The sequence below is a fragment of the Dyella sp. 2RAB6 genome (genome assembly GCF_052115385.1).
Taxonomy (GTDB): domain Bacteria; phylum Pseudomonadota; class Gammaproteobacteria; order Xanthomonadales; family Rhodanobacteraceae; genus Dyella_D.
Genome location: NZ_JBFRGP010000018.1, coordinates 59524 through 68665 on the forward strand (window position 1 = coordinate 59524; position 9142 = coordinate 68665).

Genomic DNA, 9142 nt, shown 5'->3' on the forward strand with positions numbered 1-9142 from the left:
CCTTAGATGCGACACGTCCTTTGCGATGCGTGATGCGTGCGTCAAATGTTTGACGCGTTGACGAAACTATCAGTGCCTTCTTACGCGCGTCAATAAGAAATTGCGAAATTTCTTGTTCACTAGAACGCACCCGCTTGGGCAAGAAAAAAAGGCCGGCGCATCAAGCGCCGGCCTTCCCTCTTTGGTCGACAACCCGGGATCAATTCAAGGCTGCGCGCCGGCCGCCTGCACCGCCGCATAGGCATTGAGAATGCCCGCGCCGATCGGCTTGCTGCCGCTGGCCGCCACGTGCGGCGCACTCGCCGAGGACTTCAGCAGCGAGGTGATCTGCGTCGAGCTCAACAGCGCCTTGCCCAGCGACAGGCGATAGCTCTGCATCAGCGCCACCGTGCCGGCCACATGCGGCGTGGCCTGCGAGGTGCCCGCCATGCCGCCATAGGTGGAACCGGACGGCGTGGTGGTGCCCGAGTCGATGGTCGACCAGATGAAGCCGCTGGTGGTCTGCGTGCCGCTGGAGCCGTCGTTGGTGTACACGCCGCCGCCCGGCGCGGCCAGGGTGATGCCCTTGCCATAATTGGAATAGAACGCGCGGCGGCTGGTGATGCCGGTGGCCGCCACCGCGACCACGCCCGGGCAACTGGCCGGCGAGAAGCCGGACACGTTGGCATTGCTGTTGCCCGCCGCCACCACCACGGTGGCGCCGCGGCCGATCGCGCCGCTGATCGCCTTGCCGGTCACGCTGCTCGAAGTGCAGGTGCCGCTGCCGCCCAGGCTCATGCTGATCACCTTCGCCGGGTTGGCATTGTCCGGCACGCCGTTGACGTGGCCGCCCGAGGCCCAGGTGATGGCGTCGGCGATATCGCTGTCGTAGCCGCCGCAATGACCCAGCACGCGCACCGGCAACACCTTCGCGCCGAAGGCGGTACCTACCATGCCGGTGCTGTTGTTGGTCTTCTCGCCGCCGGCGCTGCCGAACACGTGGCTGCCGTGCCAGCTGCTGTCCTCGGCCGGGTGGGTCGAATCCACGCAGCCGCCGTTGCTGGCCAGGTACTTGCTGCCGGTGGTCCAGTCGCCGAGATCCCAGCCACCGGCCGCGCGGCCGTCGGCGCTGCGGCCGGAGACCAGCGCGGTGCTGGTGAAGTCGTAGCCGGCGCTGGCCAGGGTCAGGTCGAGGTCCGGATGGTTGGTGACGCCGGTGTCGAGGCTGGCGATCACCACGCCGGTGCCGTCGGCCAGGCTCCACGCCTGCTGGATATTGGCGCCGCCCCAGTTGGCCACGTTGCTGCCCAGGCTGGCGTCGGCAAACGCCGCGCCGCCGGCCGGCAGGTAGTCCCACTGGTACTTGGTGTAGTACTGGTCGTTCGGCGTGGTGAAGGTCGCCGCGCCCTGCGGCAGCACCATGCTGGGCTTGTCCAGCGCCTGGCGCATGTAGTCGGGCTGCACGAATTCCACCGCCGGGTCGGCCGCGATCTGCTGCACGAACTGGCGCGTCTCCGCCGCATTCAGATGACGCGAGGTGGTGACCAGATCACCGCCGCTGGCCAGCTTGCGCTTGTAGTTGAGGCCGAGTGCGCGGCCGCCGAACTTCACCGTGTCGGTGAGCCTGGCCTTGCCGGCCGCGGCCGACATCGCCTGCACCGCGGCGCCGGCATTGCCGCGCTCGGTGCTGCCGTCGCGGTAGACCACGACGAAGCGGTCGTAGGTTGCGCTTTCCTGTACCGAGCTGAGATCGAAACGGGTGTTGCCGGCAATGTCGGCGGCGGCCATGGCCGTGGCGGGCAGGCCCAGGGCCAGGGCGAGCGAGGCGGCCAGCAGCTTCATATGCGAACGATTCATTCGAACTCCCTCTATCTACTTGGTCTGGATGGATTGAGCGGAGGTGCCCCGTGAGTGTCCGGCCGGCGCGCCCTCCCCAGAGCACGCAATTCGACCGCCGGGCCCGCAGGCCCGTCCTCCCCCGATCGGGTAATGGGTCAACCGGAACTGGCCGACCCGGATTCACGCTAACAAGACAAATCCGAAGGAAATGTCGACGGCGCACATTAATTCGTAGGAATTTTTCGGATGAGGGGGGATCGATTCGCGCCAAATGCGCATTGACCTTGGGGGGTTGAAGGCCTTCTCCCTCCGGGAGCACGCGGGGAGGGCACAGGGATGTGCCCGGCTTTGAGGAGCGAGGAAGGTGGCGGCAGCCGGATGAGGGTACGGGCGGAGTGGTGCGCCTCACTCTTGCGCTCCGCCCGTACCCTCACCCCAACCCCTCTCCCGGTGGGAGAGGGGCTTAGCTTTGCTCCTGCTTGAGGGCTCGGAGACAATGCACGCTTTTGTGACCCCAGCCCCCATGCACCTGCTCGATATCGGCGCCAACCTCACCCACGAATCCTTCCGCCACGACTTCGACGAGGTGCTGGCGCGCGCCCGCGAGCACGGCGTGAGCCGCATGGTGGTCACCGGGGCCTCGCGCGAGGCCAGCGTCCATGCGCTGGAACTGGCGCGCCGCTACCCCGGCGAGCTGTACGCCACGGCCGGCGTGCATCCACACCATGCGGTGGATTACGACGACGCCACCGACACGCTGCTGCGCGAGCTGCACACCCACCCGGAAATGCGCGCGGTGGGCGAGACCGGCCTGGACTATCACCGCAACTATTCGCCGCGCGAGGTGCAGCTTGAGGTGTTCGAGCGCCAGTTGCGCATCGCGGCGGAGCTGGGCAAGCCGCTGTTCCTGCATCAGCGCGACGCGCACGAGGATTTCCTCGCCCTGCTGCGCCGCTATCGCGACCGGGTGCCGGCGGCGGCGGTGCATTGCTTCACCGACACCGGCGAGGCATTGCGCGACTACCTGGCGCTGGATTGCCATATCGGCATCACCGGCTGGATCTGCGATGAGCGCCGCGGCACGCATCTGCGCGCGCTGGTGAAGGAGATTCCCGCCGACCGGCTGATGATCGAGACCGATGCGCCTTATCTGCTGCCGCGCACGGTGAAGCCGCAGCCTAGCCACCGGCGCAACGAGCCGATGTATCTGCGGCATATCTGCTACGAGGTGGCGCGGGACCGCGGCGAGCCGGTGGAAGTCACGGCGGCGAACAGCACGGCGACGGCGGAGAAGTTCTTCGGGTTGTGATCGCTTGAAGCCCCTCTCCCGTCGGGAGAGGGGTTGGGGTGAGGGTACGGGCGGAGTGGTGAGCTTCACTCCGCCCGTACCCTCATCCGGCTGCCGCCACCTTCTCTCCCACGGGGACTACCTTCGGGTCGCCGGAGGGAGAAGGGTTCCTTCGGTTTATGCGCTGGCAGCGTCGATCTGCGCAATCTCATTCGCACTCAGCTGCACCCGCACCGCCCCCAGCAGCTCATTGAGCTGCTCCACACTCGTCGCACTCGCAATCGGCGCCGTAATCCCCGGCCGCGCAATCAACCACGCCAACGCCACCTGCGACGGCGTCGCGCGATGCGCCTTCGCCACCTCGTCCAACGCCGCAAGCACGCCGAAACCGCGCGGATTGAGGAATTTCTGCACCGCCCCGGCACGCGCCGTGCTCTTGCCCAGATCCGTCTCGCTGCGGTACTTGCCGCTGAGAAACCCGCTGGCCAGCGCGTAGTAATTGATCACGCCAACTTGCTCCTTCAGCACCAGCGGCTCCAGCTCCTTCTCGTAAGCGCCGCGCACCATCAGGTTGTACTCAGGCTGCAGGCTCTCGTAGCGCGGCAAGTTGTGGCGGGCGGAAACCGCCAGCGCCTCGGCGAACCGATCCGCGTTGTAGTTGGAAGCGCCGATCACGCGCACCTTGCCCTGCTCGATCAGCCGCCCGAACGCGCCGAGGGTTTCATGCAGCGGCACGCTGGCGTCGTCCTCGTGCGCCTGGTACAGGTCGATATGGTCGGTCTGCAGGCGCTTGAGCGAACCCTCCACCGCCTGCTGGATATTCAGCGGCGCCAGGCCGCGGTGCTCCACCCACTTGGCCACCTTGGTGGCGATCACCACGCGCTCGCGCTTGCCGCTCTGCCTGAGCCATTTGCCGATGATGGTTTCCGACTCGCCGCCGCGGTTGCCGGGCGCCCACGCCGAATACACGTCGGCGGTGTCGATCAGGTTGAAGCCCGCGTCGACGAACTGATCCAGCAGTTCGAACGAGCGCTTTTCGTCGACGCTCCAGCCGAACACGTTGCCGCCGAAGGCGAGCGGGGCGATGGAGAGTTCCGAGCGGCCGAGGCGGCGGTGTTGCATGGCGGCGTTTCCTGTAGCGGGGAAGTGGGAGCGCCGTGGGCGCCTCCAGGAAACTTGCCGCCCCGTTCGAGCCAATTCAAGTCGGCGTACAGGCTCCGCCACCGCAAGCCGCGATCCGCGCGGTGTCGACATGCCGCGTGCGTGCTGCTTTTTCCTTGCGCGACCGCACTTCGCGCGGCTTCTGCTCGGCTTCCGGCGCCGCGGCCAGGCGGCGCGCCAGCTTGGCGTCGGCGATATGGCCGTGCAGGAACAGCAGGTCGTTCCAGATCGAACTCATGGCAGCCTCCCGGTGGTCTCCGCCATCTGGCGGTTTGTTCAAGATAGACAGCCGCCAGGCCGCGACAAAGCGATATATTCGCAAGCCAGACTTGAGGGATATTCAAGATGGCACGGATCTCGCTGGACCTCTTGCAGCAGTTCGTCAGCGCCGCGCGGCTGGGCAATCTGTCGCGTGCGGCCGAGCAGGCCAACCTCACCGTCAGCGCGCTCAGCCACCAGATCCGCCAGCTGGAGCAGCGCCTGGAACGCAAGCTGTTCGACCGCGGCCCGCGCGGCGTGCAGCTCACCGCCGAGGGCCGCCGGCTGCTGGAAGCGGTGGGCCATCACTTCGAAGGCATCGACCGCGCGATGACCAGCTATCGCTGCCGCCGCGAGGAAGCACTCACCCTCAGCGCCAGCCCCGGCGTGATGAGCAGCTGGCTGGTGCCGCGGCTGGCGCGGCTGGTGGCGGCGCATCCGGAGCTGGAGCTCAATCTGCAATCGAGCTCGCTGCTGGTGGATTTCGAGCGCGATCCGGTCGATGCCGCCGTGCGCTACGGCCGCGGCGTGTGGGAGGGCGTGGAAAGCGAGCATCTGTTCGGCGAGTGGATCGCGCCGGTGGCCTCCACCGCCCTGCTGGAACGCATGCGCGATGCCGACCCGGACGATCTCGGCGCCTGGCCGCTGCTGGGCGACCCGGGCAATCGCTGGCGCGACTGGTTCGAAGTGTTCGGCGGCACGCCGCCGCCGCGCTACGTGGCGCAGTTCGACACCACCGACGCCCTGCAGCGCGGCGCACTGGAAGGCATGGGCGTGGCGCTGGGCCGCATGGTCACCGCGCGTCCGCTGGTCGCGGCCGGGCTGCTGCACGTGCTGGGCGAGCGCTATCTGCCGATCACCGAGGCCTACTACCTGGTGTATCCGCCGCGTTCGCTGGAGCACGCCGGCCTGCGCATCTTCCGTGACTGGATCCGCTGCGAGGCCGAGGCCTATGCGCGGGACATGGCCGATGCGTCGAGCCGCCGCGCTGCCGCCCGTGCCGCGTTGCCTTAGAATGCGCGCGCCGGCCGCCAGGGCCGGCGTTTTTTTGGGCGTTGGCGGGCCAGGTTCCGAAACCTCCCTACCTACACGCCGCACTCACTGTCCATCGACCAAACGTATACATGGCCAGCACGAAAACGCGTGCTAGCCTCCAACAGGCACCTTTCGGAAACGCCCCCATGCCGACGATCCGCCACTTCGCCCCCGTGCTCGCCGCCGCCCTGCTCGCCGCCTGTACCGGCAACTCCCTGCCCGCCGCCGCCCTGGACGCGCAGCAGGACCAGCCGGCCGGCGGCCTGGTGCCCCCCACCAGCGCCAACGACTTCACCTCGGCCCAGCTCGACAACGTGCTGGCCGGCAGCTGGCGCTCGGAGAAGAACCGTGCGCGCGACGTCTATCGGCACCCGAAGGGCACGCTGCAGTTCTTCGGCATCCGCCCGGACCTGAAAGTCATCGAGATCACCCCCGGCGGCGGCTGGTACAGCGAGATCCTCGCTCCGCTGCTGAAGGACAACGGCAGCTACACCGCCGCGGTGAAGAAGTCCGGCAACGAAGCCGGCGACGGCGGCCTGCGCGCGAAGTTCGCGGCCGACCCGGAGCACTACGGCAAGGCGCAGATCATCGAGTACGACCCCAAGGCGCCCGCCTTCGGCGCGGCCGGCAAGGCCGACATGGTGCTGACCTTCCGCAACGTGCATAACTGGGTGGAGGACAACAGCGCCCCCACCATGTTCAAGGCCTTCTACACCGCACTGCGCCCCGGCGGCGTGCTCGGCGTGGCCGACCATCGCGCCGCCGACGGCGCCAAGCTCGAAGACGTGAAGGAAAGCGGCTACCTGCCCACCGCCTACGTGATCAAGCTCGCCACCGACGCCGGCTTCAAGCTGGAAGGCCAGAGCGAGATCAACGCCAACCCGAAGGACACCAAGGATTACCCCAAGGGCGTGTGGACGCTGCCGCCGACGCTCACCCTCGGCGAGCAGGACAAGGCCAAGTACCTGGCGATCGGCGAGTCCGACCGCATGACGCTGCGCTTCGTCAAACCGGAAGCCCCGGCGCAGACCGCCGCGCACTGAGCGCGGCGCATGCTGCTGGCGCTCAACAAGCCGTTCAACGTGCTGTGCCAGTTCAGTCCCGACGGGGACAAGCGGACGCTGGCCGAATTCGTGCGGCAGAAGGATGTGTATCCGGCGGGGCGGCTCGATTTCGACAGCGAAGGCCTGCTGCTGCTGACCGATGACGGGCGCCTCGCGCACCAGCTCACCGACCCGCGGCACAAGCAGCCGAAGACGTATCTGGTGCAGGTCGACGGGGCGATCACCGACGACGCGGTGGCGCAGTTGCAGCGCGGCGTGACGCTCAACGATGGGCCGACCTTGCCCGCGGGAGCCGAGCATGCGGCCGAACCGGAATGGCTGTGGCCGCGCGATCCGCCGGTGCGGTTCCGTCAAAGCATCCCCACCAGCTGGATCAGCGTGACCCTGCGCGAAGGGCGCAACCGGCAGGTGCGGCGGATGACGGCGGCGGTGGGGTTTCCGACCTTGCGCTTGATACGGGTGAGTGTGGGTGGGTATGCGCTGGATGGGTTGGCGCCGGGCGGGACGCGAGTCCTCGCGCCTTAGCCGATTCCGACGCAGGCCCGAATGACGAGCGAAATCGCAGGCGCAGGTTGGGGTGAGCTGCAGGCGAACCCCAACATTGCGGTGACCGATGTATCGCACTGTTGGGGTTACGGGCTGCATCAGCAGCCCGCCCTTCGGGCCATCCGCTACGCGGATGTTCGCTACGGCATCCTGCCTTCGCAGTCGCTTTGCTCACCCCAACCTACGCCGGTTGCAACTGCAGCCACTGCATCCGCAGATGCGCCTGCGTCGCGCAGCGCGTGCCCATTTCGATAAATGCCGTGATGCTTTCCAACATGATCGGCAGGCGCTGCGCATCGACACTGCCATGCTCGTCGACCAGCTCCGCCAACAGCCGAATGGCGTTGTATGCGAACTGCAGCCACTCGGTGGCATCGTTCAACAGCGCGTCCGGCCCCGCATCGGGGTCGGAGAAGTAATTCACGTGGCGGGTGATCCACGGTTCGCCAAAGGTATCCATAAGCAACTCCTTGCCAGGCGCCGCATCTTCGTTTCCTAAAACGGCACGCCGCCAAACAGCACGACGTGCCGCCGACCTTACGGACTCGAAGATTCACCGACGGCCCAAAGACTGGGCGCCGGGCGGCTTGATTGATGAAGTGGGTTGCGGCGTCAGCCGTTTTCGCCGTCGCGCAGGGCGACGTGCCGGGTAGGACGGCTCGGAATAATTCCTGCGAAAACTCTTAGGCCGCGGTTCTTCAACCGTGTCCGCGATGTGGGCCAGGCGAGCTGATCCGTCTGCAGATTAAGCGTGCGAAATTCTTGGACTACTTCGCCAATCGGCGACCCTGCCTGATTGGCATGGAGGCCTGCGGCGGAGCACAGCATTGGGCGCGTCGGCTGATGGCTATGGGGCATACCGTCAGACTACTTCCTGCTCAGCAGGTGCGGCCGTTTGCCGTAGGCAACAAAAACGACGCCGCTGACGCGCGTGCGATCTGGATGGCGGTGCAGCAACCCGGTATCCGAGCGGTGGCCGTGAAGACCGAAGCTCAGCAGGCCGTGCTGGCGCTGCACCGGATGCGCCAGCAACTGGTGAAGTTCCGCACCGCGCAGATGAATGGGCTACGCGGTCTGTTGGCCGAGTACGGCGAGGTGATGCCTAAAGGTCGTGCTGCGCTGACCAAGGCGATTCCCTTGGTGCTCGGGCGACTGACTGATCGATTGCCTACGGTGCTGATCGAGACCCTGCGCGAGCAATACGCGCGCATTGGCCAGATGGAAAGCCATATCGCCGATATTGAGCGCAGGCTGCACCTCTGGCATCGAAGCGATGAAGACTGTCAACGGATCGCTGCGATCCCCGGCGTGGGTCTGCTGACCGCCACGGCGGCTGTGGCCACCATGGGCGACCCGCGTGCTTTCCATTCTGGCCGAGAGTTCGCCGCTTGGCTTGGCCTGGTGCCGCAACAAACGGGCTCGGGCGGACACGTGAAACTCTTGGGCATCAGTAAGCGGGGAGACACCTACTTGCGGACCTTGCTGATCCATGGGGCGCGTTCGGTGCTGGTGCATAGCCAAAAGCCATCGCCATGGATGTCGGCCATCCTTCAGCGCCGCTCGATCAACGTCGCAGCGGTAGCACTCGCCAACAAGATCGCGCGCACGCTATGGGCACTCATCGCCCATCGGCGGCTCTATCAGCCTGGATATGCGAGTCACCCGGCCTAGATGGGCCACAACACGGATGTCCCGCTTTTGACGGCGGAAGGTTCTTTTCAAGGTTGCGCAAGGTTCGTAACGAAGTGATGGCCAAACAGGTCGGACCGTGATCCGCCAAGCCTGGATACGGCACAGGACTTCAAGTCCAAGCGAGTAATGAGGCGCGGGTCAGCGAATTCCATCAGGGCCAGCAGGCATAAGGCCTGCAACTACAGGCCGAATACATAACTGCAACCGTGTCCTGTTGCTTCATCACACAGCCAAGGATCTTGCCAAACGGGAGGCGTCCATACATGACGTATGATCTGGC

The 9142-nt window shown here is 66.3% G+C and carries 8 protein-coding genes and 1 pseudogene; 5 read left to right on the forward strand and 4 right to left on the reverse strand.

The features are described 5' to 3' along the window. Positions 1 to 204: 204 nt before the first annotated feature. The gene (locus AB4083_RS19240) at positions 205 to 1836 is read right to left on the reverse strand and encodes a S8 family serine peptidase (protein ID WP_441610066.1); all 1632 of its coding nucleotides are present in this window, start codon (positions 1834 to 1836) and stop codon (positions 205 to 207) included. 505 nt (positions 1837 to 2341) lie between these two features. On the opposite strand from AB4083_RS19240, the gene AB4083_RS19245 reads away from it, so the two are divergent. Further along, entirely contained in the window at positions 2342 to 3127 is a 786-nt protein-coding gene (locus tag AB4083_RS19245; protein WP_441610084.1) for a TatD family hydrolase, read from the forward strand. 156 nt (positions 3128 to 3283) lie between these two features. Here the strand turns inward: AB4083_RS19245 and AB4083_RS19250 are convergent, their stop codons facing one another. Together AB4083_RS19250 and AB4083_RS19255 are read right to left on the reverse strand one after the other, a co-directional pair. Continuing rightward, positions 3284 to 4228 (reverse strand): aldo/keto reductase, encoded by a 945-nt coding sequence (locus tag AB4083_RS19250; protein WP_441610068.1) that lies wholly within the window; start codon positions 4226 to 4228, stop codon positions 3284 to 3286. 76 nt (positions 4229 to 4304) lie between these two features. Then, positions 4305 to 4505 (reverse strand): hypothetical protein, encoded by a 201-nt coding sequence (locus AB4083_RS19255; RefSeq protein ID WP_441610070.1) that lies wholly within the window; start codon positions 4503 to 4505, stop codon positions 4305 to 4307. 107 nt (positions 4506 to 4612) lie between these two features. Here AB4083_RS19255 and AB4083_RS19260 point away from each other — a divergent pair, with 107 nt between their 5' ends. From AB4083_RS19260 to AB4083_RS19270, 3 genes are all read left to right on the forward strand, one after another. Beyond that, positions 4613 to 5539, forward strand: coding sequence for a LysR substrate-binding domain-containing protein (locus tag AB4083_RS19260; RefSeq protein ID WP_441610072.1), 927 nt, complete (start codon positions 4613 to 4615; stop codon positions 5537 to 5539). Between the two features lie 167 nt (positions 5540 to 5706). Continuing rightward, positions 5707 to 6603 carry a class I SAM-dependent methyltransferase gene (locus AB4083_RS19265; protein ID WP_441610074.1) on the forward strand — a complete coding sequence of 299 codons (897 nt, stop codon included), beginning with the start codon at positions 5707 to 5709 and terminating at the stop codon, positions 6601 to 6603. Positions 6604 to 6612: 9 nt separating this feature from the next. Continuing rightward, positions 6613 to 7149, forward strand: a complete 537-nt coding sequence (locus tag AB4083_RS19270; RefSeq protein WP_441610076.1) for a pseudouridine synthase — start codon at positions 6613 to 6615, stop codon at positions 7147 to 7149. Between the two features lie 202 nt (positions 7150 to 7351). Here AB4083_RS19270 and AB4083_RS19275 read toward each other — a convergent pair whose 3' ends face one another. Then, positions 7352 to 7630, reverse strand: coding sequence for a hypothetical protein (locus AB4083_RS19275; protein ID WP_441610078.1), 279 nt, complete (start codon positions 7628 to 7630; stop codon positions 7352 to 7354). Positions 7631 to 7893: 263 nt separating this feature from the next. Between AB4083_RS19275 and AB4083_RS19280 the strand changes: the two are divergent. Then, positions 7894 to 8841 (forward strand): annotated as a pseudogene (locus AB4083_RS19280) (IS110 family transposase); the annotation flags it as partial. Between the last annotated feature and the right edge of the window lie 301 nt (positions 8842 to 9142).